The sequence below is a fragment of the Aliikangiella aequoris genome (assembly GCF_053709105.1).
In genome coordinates, this window is the sequence record NZ_CM132298.1 from 2,674,204 (window position 1) to 2,692,862 (window position 18,659).

16 protein-coding genes are annotated in these 18,659 nt (G+C 40.1%); 9 read left to right on the plus strand and 7 right to left on the minus strand.

Features of this window, described 5'->3' with window-relative positions; genetic code table 11:
• Positions 1 to 38: 38 nt before the first annotated feature.
• Positions 39 to 707 carry a vWA domain-containing protein gene (locus tag ACUR5C_RS11540; RefSeq protein ID WP_454465281.1) on the minus strand — a complete coding sequence of 223 codons (669 nt, stop codon included), beginning with the start codon at positions 705 to 707 and terminating at the stop codon, positions 39 to 41.
• Between the two features lie 20 nt (positions 708 to 727).
• Positions 728 to 2,167 carry a hypothetical protein gene (locus ACUR5C_RS11545; RefSeq protein WP_454465282.1) on the minus strand — a complete coding sequence of 480 codons (1,440 nt, stop codon included), beginning with the start codon at positions 2,165 to 2,167 and terminating at the stop codon, positions 728 to 730.
• Between the two features lie 219 nt (positions 2,168 to 2,386).
• Between ACUR5C_RS11545 and ACUR5C_RS11550 the strand changes: the two genes are divergently transcribed.
• The 5 genes from ACUR5C_RS11550 to ACUR5C_RS11570 all read left to right on the plus strand — a co-directional run bounded on the left by ACUR5C_RS11550 (position 2,387) and on the right by ACUR5C_RS11570 (position 7,446).
• Positions 2,387 to 3,184: a response regulator transcription factor gene (locus ACUR5C_RS11550; protein ID WP_454465283.1), complete on the plus strand. Its 798-nt coding sequence runs from the start codon at positions 2,387 to 2,389 to the stop codon at positions 3,182 to 3,184.
• Positions 3,185 to 3,234: 50 nt separating this feature from the next.
• The gene (locus ACUR5C_RS11555) at positions 3,235 to 5,061 is read left to right on the plus strand and encodes a sensor histidine kinase (protein ID WP_454465284.1); all 1,827 of its coding nucleotides are present in this window, start codon (positions 3,235 to 3,237) and stop codon (positions 5,059 to 5,061) included.
• A gap of 69 nt (positions 5,062 to 5,130) precedes the next feature.
• On the plus strand, positions 5,131 to 5,673 hold the full coding sequence (locus ACUR5C_RS11560) for a PepSY-associated TM helix domain-containing protein (protein WP_454465285.1): 543 nt from the start codon (positions 5,131 to 5,133) through the stop codon (positions 5,671 to 5,673).
• An 88-nt stretch (positions 5,674 to 5,761) separates the two neighbouring features.
• Positions 5,762 to 6,688, plus strand: coding sequence for an ABC transporter ATP-binding protein (locus ACUR5C_RS11565; protein WP_454465286.1), 927 nt, complete (start codon positions 5,762 to 5,764; stop codon positions 6,686 to 6,688).
• Positions 6,685 to 7,446, plus strand: a complete 762-nt coding sequence (locus ACUR5C_RS11570; protein ID WP_454465287.1) for an ABC transporter permease — start codon at positions 6,685 to 6,687, stop codon at positions 7,444 to 7,446. Before ACUR5C_RS11565 ends, ACUR5C_RS11570 begins: the two co-directional genes overlap by 4 nt.
• A gap of 24 nt (positions 7,447 to 7,470) precedes the next feature.
• Here ACUR5C_RS11570 and ACUR5C_RS11575 read toward each other — a convergent pair whose 3' ends face one another.
• From ACUR5C_RS11575 to rpoE, 3 genes are all read right to left on the minus strand, one after another.
• The gene (locus ACUR5C_RS11575) at positions 7,471 to 7,971 is read right to left on the minus strand and encodes a SoxR reducing system RseC family protein (protein ID WP_454465288.1); all 501 of its coding nucleotides are present in this window, start codon (positions 7,969 to 7,971) and stop codon (positions 7,471 to 7,473) included.
• A 213-nt stretch (positions 7,972 to 8,184) separates the two neighbouring features.
• Positions 8,185 to 8,856: an RseA family anti-sigma factor gene (locus ACUR5C_RS11580; RefSeq protein ID WP_454465289.1), complete on the minus strand. Its 672-nt coding sequence runs from the start codon at positions 8,854 to 8,856 to the stop codon at positions 8,185 to 8,187.
• Positions 8,857 to 9,127: 271 nt separating this feature from the next.
• Positions 9,128 to 9,709: an RNA polymerase sigma factor RpoE gene (gene rpoE / locus ACUR5C_RS11585; RefSeq protein ID WP_454465290.1), complete on the minus strand. Its 582-nt coding sequence runs from the start codon at positions 9,707 to 9,709 to the stop codon at positions 9,128 to 9,130.
• Positions 9,710 to 10,201: 492 nt separating this feature from the next.
• Between rpoE and nadB the strand changes: the two genes are divergently transcribed.
• A complete protein-coding gene (nadB, locus tag ACUR5C_RS11590; RefSeq protein WP_454465291.1) occupies positions 10,202 to 11,809 on the plus strand; it encodes an L-aspartate oxidase in 1,608 nt (535 codons plus the stop codon).
• 20 nt (positions 11,810 to 11,829) lie between these two features.
• On the opposite strand, the gene ACUR5C_RS11595 is transcribed toward nadB, so the two are convergent.
• Positions 11,830 to 12,294 carry a protein YgfX gene (locus tag ACUR5C_RS11595; protein ID WP_454465292.1) on the minus strand — a complete coding sequence of 155 codons (465 nt, stop codon included), beginning with the start codon at positions 12,292 to 12,294 and terminating at the stop codon, positions 11,830 to 11,832.
• Between the two features lie 48 nt (positions 12,295 to 12,342).
• Positions 12,343 to 12,612, minus strand: a complete 270-nt coding sequence (locus ACUR5C_RS11600; RefSeq protein WP_454465293.1) for an FAD assembly factor SdhE — start codon at positions 12,610 to 12,612, stop codon at positions 12,343 to 12,345.
• Between the two features lie 181 nt (positions 12,613 to 12,793).
• Between ACUR5C_RS11600 and ygfZ the strand changes: the two genes are divergently transcribed.
• From ygfZ to ACUR5C_RS11615, 3 genes are all read left to right on the plus strand, one after another.
• Complete coding sequence (gene ygfZ, locus ACUR5C_RS11605; RefSeq protein ID WP_454465294.1) at positions 12,794 to 13,696, plus strand: CAF17-like 4Fe-4S cluster assembly/insertion protein YgfZ; 903 nt, start codon at positions 12,794 to 12,796, stop codon at positions 13,694 to 13,696.
• Between the two features lie 6 nt (positions 13,697 to 13,702).
• On the plus strand, positions 13,703 to 14,539 hold the full coding sequence (locus ACUR5C_RS11610) for an HDOD domain-containing protein (protein WP_454465295.1): 837 nt from the start codon (positions 13,703 to 13,705) through the stop codon (positions 14,537 to 14,539).
• Positions 14,540 to 14,696: 157 nt separating this feature from the next.
• A complete protein-coding gene (locus ACUR5C_RS11615) occupies positions 14,697 to 18,524 on the plus strand; it encodes a LamG-like jellyroll fold domain-containing protein (protein ID WP_454465296.1) in 3,828 nt (1,275 codons plus the stop codon).
• Positions 18,525 to 18,659 lie beyond the last annotated feature (135 nt).

An 18,659-nucleotide genomic window follows, 5' to 3' on the forward strand; every position in this document is an offset into this window, starting at 1 on the left:
TAAAATCTGGTATTAACGCACCAAGCAAACATAAAACCTTAATGCCTGCTAATTAGTTTTTCTAACCGCTCTAAATCATTTACAACTCGCCATTGGCCTCCGCCCTGCTCTACTCTCAACTGCCATTCAGCCAGTCGCTTTTTGTAGTCTCTAGGGTCAATGTTATCGCTTCTTAGTTTGGTGACATTAAGCGCTACCACTTGAATACCTTTCACATCAATGGGAAAGTCTCTCACATGACCTTTAGCTAAGTCTTCTTCTAGATCAGAAAATATTAATACATATTTTTCTGATGCTTTAGTTTCGTTAACATAATCAGCCGCTTGCACTAGCCCCCCAGTGATATCAGTATTACTGCTACCACGTTTGAGGCTGCTAACAAAGTGATCAACATTGCTTTTGAATAGCCGTTTTTGATCGTTTGCTCTACTTGGGCGAATATCAAAAGTTGTTTTAGCAACAATATCTTTTTCGCTAAAACTACCACTATCAATTCTTGCAATTGCAATTGAGTCACCACTATTTAAGGTGGCCAGTAAATAATTCATAATCGCTTGCGCTTTAACGAGTTCTTGTGTGTAAGTACCTGAGGTATCTAACAACAAATAAACCGCTTTACTTTTGCGCGCATTTTCGCCGCATGCGCTAATCAAAATAAATAAACAGGCACCAACAACAGTTTTTGAAATCTTATTTAAATTCATCATATTAAACTCCCACTTTAAACTTAAGACTTAACTTGATGCATTTTACTAGCATCAGTTTTTTGCTGATAAGCACCCCAAAGATTTTCAAAGCTAACCGGTATCATAATGACGATGTCATACAAAGCGATTAAAATTTTACTCGATTGTTTTGCTAGCCCGCCGAGCGACCGTAATGTGACGCGTAATACTTTTATTAACGCTACGCTCACCGCACCAAGAACTACCCGTAATGAGTGAATAAATGACTCAAGCGGAATCGCGATAAATGCCAGCGCAAAGGGTAAAATAAACCCCATTATCATTTGGCCAACTGATGGAATCCAGCGAAACTGGGCTTCCACAACACTCGCGTTAGTCCCAGCATTCATTAAAGCGTGTTGCAATGCTTCTTTATCCATTGCTAGTAAATCGCGCATGTAAGCAAGAGACGCTTCTATCGATGCGAGTATGAATAAAATACTAAAAGTGACAATCATCATCCTTTTGCGCAACCTGTCATCCATACTGCTAATAACAGGAAATAGCTGAGTAATTCGTAAACACTCAAATAAAAATAGTCCCATCGCAATTTCTATTAAAATTATCACTAAGGCCGCTATATCGGATGTTTTCATTGAACCAATATAACTAGCGCCGCCAACCATTTCTGACATGGGTAAAGCGATTAGTTGAAAGTTAATCAGTCCGCCAAGGGCCGCAACCACAAGCACCAATCCAGAAATAAAGAACTGAGTAAACGCTGACGCACTGAGTTGATTGACACTTGAATTTTTGCTTGCTAGTACATCAGCGTAGTTTTGAATATGACAGTCAATATTTTTAGCACACTCATCTAAGCCTTGTACCTTGGCGTCAACATCACTCAACTTTTGGCTAATTTGACGCCACTCCGGTTGCATAGTTGAAAGTAAATGATGACTTTTAGCACTCGACTGTTTATAGGCTTTTAGCGTTTGCTGATGTGACTCATCTACGGCCTTTTTGATATTAGCGAGTATTTTTACCACAGTAGGATCACCGTTGCTGGGTAAGTTAGAAATAGTTTCCACTACTTCTCCCCAAGCAGGCGGTAGTGGTGCGGCTTGAGTTGACTCTTGATAGCTACTCTCAATTTTATCAATAGACTCCGATAACTTTCGGTGTAAGCCTGGGTATTGAGACAGATCGCGCTGCACTATATCAGCGATTCGTACAAACTCCCGCTCAATCGTTTTCTCTAGAGCTTGCGCGCCATTTTGGAGCAGCACTTGCTCATTGCGAATACGCATTTTCGCTTCAGCGCTAGCTAACGAGAAACTCCATAAGCGCAAGGTTTTATAGACCGCGTTACCTAAGCCAGCAAACAGCTTATGAGCTTGGCTACGGCCTAAATATAGGCTAACAATAGCAATTAATAGCCACACTAAAAGAGATATAGCTTGGTTATTAGACCAAACAGATAAAAGTTCATTAAACATCATTTTCCTCCAATCAAGTCTCACTTAGCGTATTTGAAAAATCATTGAAATAATGTATCCATTCGCTGAGCGTGATTAAATTGTGACTCTTAGCAGTGAAAAATTTGTGAGAAAAACTAAAATAAATGACCTAATGCAACATATGCAAGCTTTAAGTCGTTGTTTTTATGCGATTAAGCGTGCTAATGTTTAATCAAACAGAAAACTAACTTGGCACTATCAATGGCAAATATTTGGTGGGTAGAAGACCAGTTTCATTGGATAAATAAGTTTCAACCAGTGCTAGAAAGCGCAGACTTTGGCGATAATGACTATCCAAATTTAGTAAAAGTCATGCGGTTTTACCAAGCAGCACAACAAGCAATAAAGCTTGCCGAGCATTCACCTGATATCGTTATTCTCGATGCCAACTTAAATGGTAATGATGAAGCGGGACTTACTCTTTCGTTGCAACTAAAGCAAAAGTGGCCCAGTGTGGCCATCATTTACCTTTCCGAGCACAGCGGAACCCCAATTGAAGAAAAAGCATTTGAACAAAATAATGCGCACGACTTTATTGCAAAACATCAGCAAAATATTGAACAAGTAATCTGTTGGCGAATTAAAGCGCTATTACGCCAAAAGCAACTGGAATCAGCTACTTCTGACATCAACTCACAAATACTTAGCAGCGGAGCGTTACAAATTGACTTGCAAACATGGAACGTTTATTGGCATAACACCAAATTAATGAACCCCAATAACGCTAAGCGGCCGCTTGCCCCTACCCCGCGAAAGATGCTCAAAGAACTTGTAATTCACTCGCCAAGACCCGTAACAACCGACCAAATGGCAGAACTACTTGATTTGGAAAAATTAACTGATAGCAATTACCGTCAACATATTAAGATACTCAGACACTCATTTGAGCAAGCCGCAAAAAGTACCAACAAAAACAGTTTTTTAGCCTTGTGCAAAGATGGCGAAGGGGTCGTCACTTTTGGTGATTTGCATGCTTATTGCTGGGTAAAGCCTCAGTAGGAATTAAAACTTAGGACCCAATTACCTAACTAATGTTGAGTAAATAGACAATGAATAATAAAACCAATCGAACGGCTGATAGCTCTCACCAAAACAACAGTCTATTAAACGAAGTTGCTTCGGCAGCATTAGAAAAGCAATCGACTGCCTTTATCTATCTTCCTTATATATCACTCATTGTAGTGTTACTTATTTTATTGATTAGCTTGTTTTTTCCAGATGCTCTTTATCAATTAAAAAGCCAAAATGCCCAGTTAGAACCAAAAACTTTGATTGCATTAGTCATTGGGGGAGTTTTTGCCATTTTGTTAATTGAGTTTGTGCTAGCACTGCTAACTAAAAGGCGGGCTATCAAGCAACAAAAAAGATTAATACAATCTAACCAACAGCTTTGGAGTTTAAAGCAAGCGCAGCAAAGACAAGCAAATACTTATCTTGATCATAAAGACAAACTTCAAAGTTTCATTAGTGACAAGCTCATTGAAATTATGGACCATGATGAAAAGTTTATTCACTTTAAAGGCATCGCAGCAGAAGTTCGCCATAACGGTGTGATTAGTTACGATAAAATTATCACTGCATTAAATATAGCCATTGAGCAACAATCATTTCTATCTATCTATGAATCTAAGCAAATCGACGACTCAGATGAAGCAGTCGACTTTGATTACGACCAACTAGCTGCCCGTAAACCCAAAAATCAATCGTCTCAATCTCTTACTGCCAATAGCCTTTATGAAGACGCGATTGAGTCAATACGTTATTTATGGGATTTGCTAGATTTATCGACTGCGGATAATCTTTCGCTTTATATTGCAAACAAGCTCATCGATTGCGAAGAACATTACTTTCAACTTAGCTTAGATGCGAATAAGAGTTTAGATAGTACCCAAAAGATTCCTATTTCTCCAACCTACCATCCACAAGAAGCGGTGCTTAAAGCCCTACTTATGTTTGTTCATGATGATGAACTAAGACGAACACTTTACTTAGCTAAAATTAATCATCATATGTACCGTGAACCGATTAATTTTAACAATGAAGAGTTTAAGGTGAGTCTCAATCCCAGTGAAGAACTGTTAGGAAACGCAAATCACTTAGTATTACTACTTGAAAACCTAATTAAAAATGCATTATTTTTTAATGCTAAAGTTCCCCGCTCTGCTGGCGAAAACAGCGTTTATATTAATTTACAATCCAGCCGAGACGCAATTCAGCTTAATATACTAAATCGAGGTCCTTTGATAGATGAAACTAAGCAAGAACAGCTATTTAAGCTAGGCTATTCAACGCGAAAATCTCATCAACATCACGGTAAAGGGCTAGGCCTTTATTTCGTTAACGAAATAGTAAAAGGATACAAAGGAGAGATCCAAGTCGCGAATAGCATTTCACAAGCGCTTAACTTTAAATTAAAACTTAACTTAATTAATGGCGAAACCAAAGAGTTTGAATTTGTTTCTCGGGTTACCAGAAAAAATACTAAAACTGAATTGTTGATCTCCACATTACAAGAAGATAATTGGCAACCAGAAGCAACCCTATCAACAGAAACCTTTGTTGAGTCCATAACTGTTGACTACCAACCGACTCTTGGCGCAACGAAAACTGGCGTTCACGCTCAAGTAGCCGACAGTGCTCAACACTCAAAAGATTACTTAGCTAGAATGACGGTATTACCAATTGTCGCCAACGAAAAAACAATCTTTATAGAACCCTCAGAAAAAAGACTTCCTCAGTGGCAATTAGCGATAAGCCCGGTAAAAAACCACCACAAAATTAAGTTTAAACCGCTAAATATTGACGGAGTTGAGTTTAGTGTTATTATCCCAACGGCGCGGTCTATATTAGAACACCCAGAGCCTTTGGTAGAATAGTCTTTTTGTATGGCATTTTCTCAACAACAACAACCATTCTAAGTCATTTAAAAATAAATAGGTACTAGCATGTTTTCTAGAAAGTCACTGATTACAATTCATTTATACTTAGCAGCACTTTTTACTCCTGTAGTATTAGTCATGGCAATCTCTGGGGGACTCTACTTACTGGGTATTAAAGGTGAAATAAAAGCAACGCCGGTTTTTCAGGGCGCTGCAAATTTAATTGACTTTAACAGCAGCACCTTAGAAGACGATATTAGAACATTCTTGTCCGATAATAAATTAAGTTACCAATTTGAATATTTAAAGGGTAATAGCAATGTTCAATATACGCGGCCTACTTCGAAAACTCATTTGGTGTTACGGATAGAAAAAGACAACTTAACGATTACCGAGCAAAATCCAGACTTTATCAAAAGTTTAGTGGAACTACACAAAGGACATGGACCTAGCTTATTTAAACTGTTTCAAAAATTCACCGCGCTCGGTCTTATTTTTATTTTAATCAGTGGCTTTATTCTCGGTGTTACCTCTGCTCAATTAAAAATAAAAACCCTAAGCATTAGCGCTGCGGGGCTATTGATTTTTGTGTTACTCGCTATTAGTTAATCGACAAATGCCTGTCGAGAAAATAAAAAACGACCATAAAAGTAGCTACAAAAATTGCTAAATTTAGAGCATTAATGAGAGATTATTTGTGACGTCTGTAATTAAAATTAAAAACCTAAATAAAAAGTATGATTCCGGACATTCGGCGCTAAAAGATATTGATTTAGAAATAAAGCGGGGCGAAATATTTGCCTTGCTAGGGCCTAACGGAGCGGGGAAAACGACTTTAATTAGCTGTATTTGCGGAATTGTTAATTTAACCAGTGGAACCATTGAAGCTGATGGACACAATGTGGTCTCTGATTTTAGAGCTGCTCGACAAAAAATAGGTCTAGTTCCGCAAGAGTTGACCACTGAGGCCTTTGAATCAGTTATTGCAACCGTAAGCTTCAGTCGAGGATTATTTGGTAAACCTGACGATCCCGCTTTTATTGAGAAAACACTAAAGCAGCTTTCTCTATGGGATAAGAAGGACGCAAAAATGATGGCGCTTTCTGGTGGAATGAAGCGCCGAGTAATGATTGCAAAAGCGCTTTCTCATGAGCCAGATATTCTATTTCTAGATGAGCCTACCGCTGGAGTAGACGTCGAATTACGTAGAGATATGTGGAATATGGTTAGAGAACTTAGAGATCGGGGTACCACTATCATTTTGACGACTCACTACATTGAAGAAGCAGAAGAAATGGCCGATCGTATTGGTGTCATCAATAAAGGCCAAATAATATTAGTTGAAGAAAAACAAAAACTAATGCGCCAACTGGGAAAGCGACAATTAACGCTACACTTGCAATCACCAATCCCCTCAGTACCCGAAAGTCTTGAGCACTTACCTCTTGAACTTAGCAATGAAGGAAATGAACTGATATATACATTCGACACCAATAGTGAAGATACTGGCATTGCTGCACTTTTAAGGCAACTCAGCAAGCTAGGGATCGATTTTAAAGATCTCAATTCTTCCCAAAACTCGCTTGAAGATATTTTTGTTAATTTAGTTAGAGAAAAGTCATGAACTATTATGCGATAAGAGCAATCTATAAATTTGAAATGGCGCGAACCTTCAGAACCCTTATGCAAAGTATTGCTTCCCCCGTTCTATCTACATCACTCTACTTTATTGTATTTGGTGCGGCTATTGGTAGTCGCATGGGCAGTATTGATGGCGTAAGTTACGGCGCTTTTATTATTCCCGGTTTACTTATGCTGGCTCTGTTAAGTGAAAGCATTTCCAATGCGTCCTTTGGAATATTTTTTCCTAAGTTTTCCGGCACTATTTACGAAGTTCTATCTGCACCTATCTCTTATGTAGAAATTGTTTGTGGTTATGTAGGCGCTGCAGCCACAAAATCAGTAGTGTTAGGTGGGTTAATCTTAATCACCGCAAGATTTTTCGTTGATTATGAAATTGCGCACCCCGTGTGGATGTTTTCATTTCTTGTTTTAACGGCAATCACATTTAGTTTATTTGGTTTTATCATAGGAATTTGGGCCGATAATTTTCAAAAACTACAAGTAATTCCCTTGTTAGTTATTACCCCTTTAACTTTTTTAGGTGGTAGTTTCTACTCTATTAGTATGTTGCCTCCAATTTGGCAAACTATTACCTTATTTAACCCCATTGTTTATTTAATTAGTGGTTTTCGGTGGAGCTTCTATGGTGTTTCTGATGTCCATATAGGTATCAGCGTAAGCATGACCTTTGGATTTATGTTGACCTGTTTAATCATTATTAACTGGGTATTTAAAAGTGGTTATAAGTTGCGCCAATAATTAAAGCTTGGCATAAAACCCATGTTAGTTGCGGTTTGAAATTGAAATAGATTGCTCTAGAGTGCTTGCGCGTGCTTTTTGAATGATTTTTTTTAACAGCGGCTGAAACTCGGTTCGACTCAATAACTTTTTTGACCAAAAGCGACTAATTAACATCGCTGTCGACATACATAAAAAGCTCAATAAAATCACGCTTAGTTCAGCTAATGCTAGCTGATGGCCTACTAGTGCCCCTATTATTAAGCCGACTAATGGCACAATATATAATAATAATGATGCCGTGGTTAGACTAGATTTTGGAATCGATATTTCAACCAAGTCGCCAACTTGTGCGTTTACTCTGTTCTCTAATAGGGTCTCAAAAACTTTGCCAGAAAAGTATTGCTCAATAATCCCCGACCCACAGGAGCTAGAAACTTTACAAGAGCGACAAGCGAGCTTCGACTGAGTAGCCACCCATACATTATTGTCTTGCTGTTTGATGACCAAGGCTGTTTCAGTCAAGCTGTCAGTTGGGTTAGTCATGGCTTTGTTTTAAAGTCACTCTGTGGTGAAGTAGCAGTGCTACATTTTCTATGGAGCACAATTATACCGCTAAATTTGAGTTTAATGCTAAATACGGTGATTATCGCTAAGGTTTAAAGTATTTAATCTCTTGCTTGCTCTATTTAAATCAGCCCAAAACGTAAAAATGCAGCCTAAGCTGCATTTTACAATCCTAATACTAAAACAATGTGGTTAATTAGAAGCTGCCTTTAAAGGCTTTTTCATGTCGCTAACTTGTTTTTGAAGCTCATCTAGCTGATTCGCTTTTACTTTCCAAGAAAACACAGCTTCACCACCTACATACTCTTCATTTGCTTGCATATTATTTCGATTCACATTGTCGATAATTGCTTGCAAATAGTCTAAGTCAGCTTGTTCTCTGGCAACATTTAATAAGTTTGCAGACGGTTGCTCTGTGGTTAAAGCAAGTTGGGTTACATTATTTTGCGAAACTGATGCAGAGTTATTATCTACAGATTGTAGCGCTACATCTTCTGCTGGTATGCTTGGTGTCATCATTTGCACTGAAAAAACGGTTGCATAAGCCACGGTCGCTGCGACCGCTAAACCGCCACCAAAGCGCTTTAGAAAAGTCACATTACTTTTCTTATGAATTTCAATTTTAGGCGCTTCACCGTCAGCAACTTTAGGTACTGCAATAATTGCAGGCTCGTCTTGAATAATCGCTGAAATAGACTGAGTAAACTCTATTGAGCTGTAGCGGGTTGTTTCATTATTAATCGCTGAGCGCACTAGATTATATCGATACCAAGATTCTTGATCTTGAGTAGAATTGAGCAGTTTTTCAATCGACTCTGCAGAAACGCAATCGTCTAGCAATTCAGATATATGTTCATTTGACATAAAATAACTTCTCTCTACCCTGATAACACTTGGTTCAAACTAACAACTAAACTCTCGTTCAATCTTTAGCGACTAAATTTGAGCTTAATCAATACACATTGTCAATAGTGGCAATGCTTGTTACTGCACTGACAAATCTTGTTACTGCACTGACAAATCTTGTTACTGCACTGACAAATCTTATTACTGCACTGACAAATCTTATTACTGCAACCTATGACCGGGTTACAATCTAAAAGTTCACAAAAACTTACGATTATTAAAAAATAAATTAACCCTGTTTTTCAAGTAATGGCTTAACCTGCTCGTCAATTGCTTCACGAGCCCTAAAAATACGCGATCTTACCGTTCCTACAGGGCAATCCATTGATTCCGCAATTTCTTCGTAGCTCATTCCTTCAATTTCTCGCAAAGTAATGGCCACTTTTAAATCTTCCGGCAACCCTTCAATCGTATCAAATATAACCTGCTGCAATTGATCTCGCATAAGTAATTGTTCGGGCGAGGCGTTTTCTCGCAATGCAACCCCAACGCCATATCCTTCGGCTTCTTGAGAGTCAATATCTGAAGCTGGTGGCCTTCTACCTTTAGCGGTTAAATAGTTCTTAGCGGTATTAATTGCTATTCGATAAATCCACGTGTAAAACGCGCTATCGCCTCTAAAATTGGGCAACGCCCGATAAGCTTTTATAAAAGTTTCCTGAGCCACATCATAAACCTCAGCTTGATCGCTAACAAAGCGGCTAATGATGGCAAATATTTTACTTTGATATTTAGATACTAAAAGGTCAAAAGCGCGCTTATCACCTCTCTGAACGCGTTCTACTAGCTCTGCATCGGTTGTTGTTGTCATATTTTTTGTTATTTTCCAAGAGTATTTAGCTAAATTCCGGTTTTAGCTATACAGCATAATAAACCGCGAAAATAAGTATCAGTTAAGTCCTTCTTATCTTTAGCAATAAAACGCTAAAGCTGATAAACATTAACTATTAGTGGGTTGCAGTTAGTCATTTTTCAATAAAAATAATAACTTAATGTTCGAAAGGCCACTAATATTCGCAAAACAAATGATTAAAAATTATAAAGTTTTAATTTATAAAGTCTTAATTATGGCTGATGTTGACAACAAGTGCGAAGCATTAGTTCCGAGAATAGAAATAAGTTTTCTTTTAAATCGATTCTAGTTCAGCCTCTGGCATTTAACTTATAGCCTGTTATCCAATTTAAAAATACGGCATGCAAACGCGCTCAGGATAAAAATTCTTTGTTAAATAACTAGATAAAATTGGATTTTAACAACAAAATTCAGCACAATACGCCAAATTTAGCCAACAAAGCACATAAAATGGCAGTACATCACCGTTCCGACGTTTTGATTATTGGCAGTGGTGCAGCAGGATTAACCTGCGCCCTCAACCTCGACTCAAAGTTATCAGTCAATTTACTTTGTAAAAGTGACTTTAATGAAGGCTCAACCTACTACGCTCAAGGCGGTATAGCGGCTGTTCTCGATAGCACCGATAGTGTCGAATCTCATGTAGAAGATACTTTGGTAGCAGGAGCAGGATTATGCCACAAAGATGCTGTTCAATTTACCGTTGAAAATAGCAAGCAAGCTATCGATTGGCTGATTGAAAACGGCGTAAACTTTAGTCAAAAAGAAGCGGCTCAAGGAACTCAGTCATTTCATTTAACGCAAGAAGGCGGCCATAGCCACCGACGGATAATTCATGCCGCTGATGCCACAGGCAAAGCAGTACACTCAAGTTTATCTGAGCAAGTTCAAGCTCGCTCAAACATCAGCACTTTTGAAAACTACAACGCGGTTGATTTAATTACCTCACACAAATTGGGCCTTATTGGTAAACCAAACCGCTGTCACGGCGCTTATGCACTTAACCGAGAAAAAGATCAAGTTGAAGTATTTGAAGCCAAATTTGTAGTTCTAGCCACCGGCGGAGCAAGTAAAGTTTATTTATACACTAGCAATCCAGACATTTCCTCTGGCGACGGAATTGCAATGGCTTGGCGTAGCGGTTGTCGTATTGCCAATATGGAGTTCAATCAATTTCATCCCACCTGTTTGTTTCACAGTAAAGCCCATTCTTTTTTAATTACCGAAGCTTTGCGCGGTGAAGGCGCTTATTTAAAACTACCCGACGGTGAAAGGTTTATGCCTCGCTTTGACTCTCGTGCAGAGCTAGCTCCCAGAGATATTGTTGCGAGAGCTATTGACCACGAGATTAAACGCTTAGGGATTGACTGTGTGTATTTAGACATTAGCCATAAAGAGCCGCAGTTTATTAAAGCGCATTTTCCAACCATTTATGAACGCTTAATGAAACTAGGAATTGACATAACACAACAGCCAATTCCGGTTGTCCCGGCAGCACATTACACCTGTGGAGGTGTAGTTACAGACAAAAATGCACACTCTGATTTAGCAGGCCTGTATGCAATAGGTGAAGTCGCATTCACTGGGCTTCATGGTGCCAATAGAATGGCAAGTAACTCGCTTTTAGAATGCTTGGTTTATGCGCGGGCGGCGGCTATTAATATTTTTAAACAAGCGAGCCAACTAAAAGACTACGAAGTTAGCATACCTTTATGGGATGAAAGCCAAGTATCAAATTCTGATGAAGAAGTGGTTGTTTCTCATAACTGGCACGAACTACGCCATTTAATGTGGAACTATGTTGGAATAGTTAGAACCACTAAACGCTTAGAGAGAGCAAGGCGTCGAATCGAGTTACTTAAACAAGAGGTTAAAGAATACTATTCTAACTTTAAGGTCAATAGTAACTTACTGGAGTTACGTAATTTAATTACCGTTGCAGAGCTCATAATTGAATGCGCCATGCGACGCAAAGAAAGCCGCGGCCTGCATTATACTTTAGACTACCCGGAGCCTTCGCAACAGGCGAAAGATACCATTGTATCTAAGTTTGATTAATTGGCAGTGCACACATTTGACTAGCTTTTGCTAACTTGATGGCGAATATTTTGTTTTACCAAGTAACACAGCTCTCGATAGCTTCTTTCTCCTAAATAACGCAAACTAAATAGCCAAAAAAACTCTCGAGTTTTAGGCGTATTTGGCTCAAGTGATAACAAGGCTGGTTGCGCTTTAAAATGCAACAAAGTGAAATATCGACTTAGCCAACTAGTGGCTTGCAGTTCCAAATAAATTGTTTGCTGGTTTGCGTCTTGAAATAGCCAGCTGTCGCCATTCCAACACAAATCGTCTGAGGCCGAAGTTAAGCGCCGGTAATGTTTAATGGTAAAAATAGCGCATACCATTAAAACCGGATAAAACCCCAGCAATAAACGCGATTGAAGGCTAAATGCCGCCAATACAGCGGTTAAGATATACAACATTAATATGCCCCAAAATAGTGGCTTATAAGGTTTTATTGGGAACCGGGCAGCAACTTTCATGACTTACCATTCCTTGGTTTGCTGTTTGCTTTGCTAACGGGCAAATGATTACAAGCGAGTTGCGATTTTCATTTTAGTTTGGATTAACTGGATCATGGCAAGGTATTCGGTATTGCTTGGCTTAGCAAAGCCCATCAGCCAACTGTATAAATCAGGGTCAGATTCACCTAAAAGCGTTTTGAATAAGGCTTGCTGTGACTCATTTAAATCGAGAAAATGTCGTTCTAAAAAAGGGATTAGCACAACGTCTAGCTCTAGCATGCCCCGCCGACATTGCCAAGCTAACTGTTTTTGTTGTTGCAGCATTGTATCAGTCATAAAATACTCTAATAAAATAAGCTTTTGTTAATCTGCTTTCAAGGCGGCAAATAATTTACTTAACCCAATCAGACGCGTTATGATAACTGGGTTAATTTCGGCGGTAAAGCAACACGGCCATACAAATAACAAGTTACGCCCAATTGCTTCCAATCAACCATTCATGAGCACTTAAATCGTTATGCAATTAAACCCAGATACTCCAATGACTCACCTAGCTCAATGGGGCTGTATTAAATTTAGCGGCCAAGATGTAACTAAGTTTTTACAAGGCCAGCTCACTATAAATCCACAACATTTAAAACCAAACCAGCTCTGCCTAGGCGCGGTTTGTAACCCCCAAGGGCGCTGCATAGCCTTAGCTTTTATTACCACAGACACTGAATCGGTCTACTTCTTTCAACTCGCAGAAACCATTGACGAGACCATCGCTACCTTAAAAAAGTACAGTGTCTTTTTTAAGGTAGCAATCGACAATATTAGTTCACGAGCAGATATTTTTTGCCACTCAGTGTTGGCTGAGCCAAATGCGCCTGAGGAGCTTCAAGGTGAGCCTCACTCTAAAGTCACCGCCGTATCCACAATAAACCAATTTCAATTTAAGTTGAGTTTAGTAGAAAAGTCATCGCTAAACGAATTTATTCAATTGTTTGGAGCCAATCAATTTTACAATGATTCGCAGTTTTTGACTAAGCTCGGACAAAATCATATTCCGTGGCTAACTAAAGGCGCTCAGGTAATGTTTTTACCACATAACCTTAATTTACCTGAGTTAGGTGCGGTTGATTTTAAAAAGGGCTGTTTTACCGGACAAGAAGTCATTGCCAGAATGCACTATAAAGGCAAATTAAAATCTCACATGCAGCTATTGGAGGCAGACACAGCACTAAAACTCTCTCCTGGAGATAAAATATATTATCAAGATAAAAGTGTTGGAGAGGTGATTTGCCATATCTCTCCTAGCTTAAACGAAACCTATATTTTAGCTTTATTAAAAGATAGTGCACTTGATCACAAAGTTTTTCAGTCAAGCCCTGAAAACTCTCCTATACTAAGGTTATCAACCACCCAAGAATTAGAATAGTATCAGATGAGCCTAGAAAAAGAGTTTCTTGCAGAATTAATCGACGCAATTACCAATGACCGGCTTACCCTGCCTACGTTGCCAGAGGTCGCCTTAAAAATACGAGAAACCGCTAATGACGAAGACGTCAATGCAGCTGAATTGGCCAGCGTTATCGGCCAAGATGCAGCATTAGCAGCGCGTATAATCAAAGTCGCCAACAGCCCGTTGATGCGCGGTACTGTTGTAGTCGATAACTTGCAACTTGCAATCACTCGAATGGGTATAAACTTTGTCAGAAACTTAGCCACGGGTCTGGCAATGGAGCAAATGTTCCAAGCAACCAGTGACGCGGTTGATTCTCGGTTACGTGCATCTTGGGAGCATACTATCGAAGTTGCCTCGATTAGCCATGTGTTGGCGAGCAACTTTACCCGGCTCAAGCCAGACCAAGCCACTTTAGCAGGGCTTATTCATCAAATTGGTATTTTACCAATTTTAACCTTGGCCGAAGAAAACCCGCAAATTTTGGAGCATGAAGCAGTTTTAGACAAAATCATTAACCGCCTCCAAGGTAAAGTAGGACGAGCTATTTTAAAAGCTTGGGAGTTTCCCCCTGAAATGGTCATTATCCCTCACGCCTGCACCGATTTTAGCAGAGAAAGTGAGGGTGAAGCTGACTACGCCGATGTTGTCACCGTCGCTAAATTGCAGTCTTATCCAGAAGATAACAACCCTTTTTCTCACATTGATCCGGCAACGGTTCCCGCTTTTAGAAAGCTTGGCCTTTCCCCTGAAGTTGACGTACACCATGTAGAAGAACTCGCCATAGAAGTTGAAGAAGCCAAAGCCGCCTTTACCTAAACGGTTATTAGCGGTTGCTCAGCACTCTTATAGCAATTTTGTTGAATTATTTGTTTGGTCTTATTTTATTGCCATTGGTCTATTTCTCCTGATATAGATTTATAATCTTTATAAAAAACAGTACACTAGAAGAATATTTTTGCTAAAGAAGTTTACTATGCCAAATAAGCTATTTGCTTCCTTAATTTTCAGTTTACTTTGCTTTTCTATGCCTGTAACACTTCAAGCGGCACCGGGAGATGTGCTTTTCAGTGAAGATTTTGAAGGCAGCCTTGCGCAGTGGACTCGCAGTTCAAATAGCCGAGTTAATACCGCCAATGTAACCAGCAATTCTGGCTCGCGCTCTTTATATTTATGTTGTAGTGCTGAAAACATATATAGTGACCCCATCAATGCCAATGTTCCTATGGCAGATTTAGACATATGGATCCGTCGCGGTAGCGATAGTTTTAGCGAAAACCCCGATAATGGCGAAGATCTTGTAGTAGAGTATTTAGACTCTACAAACGCTTGGAATTTTATCGAAACTTTTATTGGTAATGGTACGCAAGGCGAGATCTTTAATCGAACCTATACCCTGCCCGCCAATGCACTGCATTCCAATTTACGGATACGCATTAGAACCACCGGGGGTAGTGGTAACAACTTTGACTTCTGGCATGTTGACGACGTTATCGTGACCGAGCGCGATATTCCGGGGTTAATTGGTGAGTGGCAATTTGAAGAGCTCGTTTGGAACGGCAATAATGATGAAGTGCTCGACGTCTCTGGTAATAACCTGCACTTAACTGCATTTAGCGCAGCAACATCTAATGTAAACTCTGCAATTCTAGGCGATCCTGGCACTTGTAGCTATGGTGTTTTTAACGGTAATGTTTCATTCATTCAGCGCGACGATGATACGTCTACGGCAAACTCATTACTGGATATTCCTAATACACTTACCATAACAACTTGGATTAATACCAACGTCATTCCGTCATCAGGATTAAAGTCAATTCTTTCAAAAGATGAAAATTACGAGTTTCATATTAACCCCTCTGGAGAAATTTATTGGTGGTGGCGCTGGAGTACTTTGACAACTTCGGGAGCTAACTTACAAATTGGTCAGTGGCACCACATTGCCATCACTTGGCGTAGTGGAGAGCAAGTTATTTATGTCGACGGCATTGAAAGAGCAAGAGACAACGTAACCGGTACACTCGATCTCAATAATGATCCCTTGCAAATAGGTCAAGACTTAGATATTCCTCAAAGATTTTTTGATGGATATATCGATGAAGTTAGAATTTACGAAAATGTACTTAGCCAAAGCCAAGTCAACTTTGTGATGAACGAAACTCACCCCTGCGTAACCAGTGGCGTTTGTGCTCAAAATTTTATCGACCGTTTTAATGTTGCCAGTTACGCAAATAGCGAAGGAACAGCGCCATGGTCTGGCAACTGGATTGAAACCAATGACGATGGCTCAGCAACCAATACCTCTCAACGTATTTACATTTCTGGCGGTGAGCTAGTCATGCGCAATAGTGTTGGCTCCAATACATCGCCTAGCATAGAGCGCGAAGCCAACCTTTTAGGTGCCACCAGCGCGATAATGAAAGTTGATTTATCTTCGGTCAATCTTGATAACGGAGACAGGTTTGAGGTAGCAGCTTCGAGTGATGGCGGCACGAATTGGACGCTTCTGCCCGGTGGTGCTTTTTCCAACGATATGAATAATACTTTCACCTATGACCTGCTGCCTTTCGCCAGCGCGAACACTCGAATAAGGTTTCAAATTACCCAAGGCTATCGTTCTAGTGACGAGTTTATTTTCATCGACAACCTGAGTATTGCGACGACCCAAGACTGTGGACCGGATCATTTTAGAATTATTCATGATGGTAACGGTATCAATTGTTTACCAGAGGCCATAACCATTCGTGCGGAAGACAGCTCTGGAAACTTAGTCACGGATTATACAGGCACCGTCGATCTTTCACTTTCCACTAACAATGGCAACTGGTCTGTTGTTGACCAAAACGGTAATAGTAGTTCTCCAGCGCAAGGCGTTTTAAATGATACCCCAGGCGACAACGACGGCTTTGCCACTTACCAATTTGCCAACGCTGATAACGGCAGTGTCCTGTTATATTTACAAGACACAGTCGCTGAAACCACCAACATTGGCGTGGACGATAGCGGTGTAACCGACGATAATACTGAAGGTAATATCACCTTTAGACCATTTGGCTTTGTTTTTTCACCTTCGCCGGTACCCACTCAAGTTGCTGCAAAACCTTTTGATTTAACGCTTACAGCCGCTGGGCAAACACCTTCGCAACCACAATGTGGTGTAATCGAGGAATACACTGGGGTAAAGTCGCTTAACTTATGGTCCAGTTATTCCACACCAACCACCAGCCCAACTCAAGTTGACGTAAACGGAACTTTAATCGCTACTAGTGAAGCCAGCTCAGCTCCACAGAGTGTCACATTTGCCAACGGGGTCAGCACGTTATCGGTAAGCTATGACGATGCTGGCATTATTAGTTTAGCCGCAAAAGATGAAATAGACGTGGGAGAGCCGCCTAATGGTAACCTCGATGAAATTATTGGCGGCGTTAATGACTTTGTGGTTCGCCCTTTTGGATACGACATTCAAATTGCCGGAGATCCTTACGCAAATGATGCCAGCGATCCAGTTTTTGCTGTCGCTGGTGCAAGTTTTTCTATGACCCTACGTAGCGTTTTATGGGAAGCTGCCGACGACCAAATCATTAACGCGACCAACACTGCGGGCTCAGACGGTATCCCAGATCCATTTATTGACACCAACGGAGACGGCGTACCTGATAGTGGCGGTGATTTAAGTAACAACGCAGTCACACCAAACCTAGCTCAAATCAATCAAACAGTCGCGCTAACACCCACTGCGAGTGTAGTTACTGAGTCAAATGGAGCACTATCTACAGCAAGTTTATCAACCGCAAGCTTTACTTCCGGCACTAATACTTTTAGCCAAAGTTGGAGCGAAGTTGGCATTGTTAATATCGATGCCTTAACCACTGACTTTATGGGTGGTGGAGAGGATGTTACTGGCAGAAGAATTAACCTAGGCCGTTTTATTCCAGCCAACTTTTTACTAACCCCCCCGAGTATTGCTGCACAATGTGGCAGTTTTAGCTATGCAGGATTTGCTGACGGCTCCAACCCTGGGCTAGATAAAGACGGCCAAATGTTTAATATGAGTGCTAATATCACCGCGCGTAACTTAGCAAACAATACTACGTTAAATTATCATGGCGTATTTGCCATGTTAACGAGTAATAACATTCAAGCCACTGCTTATAATGTTTCAGCTGGCGCAAACGCTACTGGCACTTTCAACTTTAACCCAGTTTTAGCTACCTTTAATCAAGGGGTAAGTAGTTTTAGTGCGACAAACAATCATTACCAGTATGACTCTTTAGCAGCGCCATTTGACTTTAGAGCCGATATTACAGCAATAGACTCAGATACAGTTTCTAGCGGCGTAGTAAGTAGCAATAGCGTTGAAATGCGACTTGGACGAATGCTACTGATTGACGCTTACGGCCCCGAAAACTCAGACATAGAAATAAAACTTAAAAGCGAATATTTTGATGGCAGCAGCTGGGCACTCAATACTGAAGATAGTTGTTCAACTTATATTGATACTAATATTTCTTTTGCCGCAGGCAGCTATACAGATAACTTAAACCCAGGCGAAACTGCTATTTTTTCACCCACTGGGACGCCTGCAGCGCTTGTTAATGGCGAAAGCAGTTTAGGCAATGGTCTTTGGTTTAGTGCGCCTGGAGATGGTAATTATGGCAGCGTTAACGTCAACATTGATTTATCCAGTCAGCCTTGGCTTTTATTTGACTGGGACGGCGATAACAATAATGAAAATGAGTCAACTTCTTTAAATTTTGGCTCTTACCGCGGAAGCGACCGAATGATTTTTTGGCGGGAAATTTAGTCAAAAAGGCAATACAAAACGCCACAGTGTTAATCTTTGGTAAGCCCCTTTTAAAAAAAGCTGAAATTTTTTTTTCTGATTCATTTTGAATTCAGGCTCAATCAGCATAATAAGTCTTAAGCAAACAATAAAGAG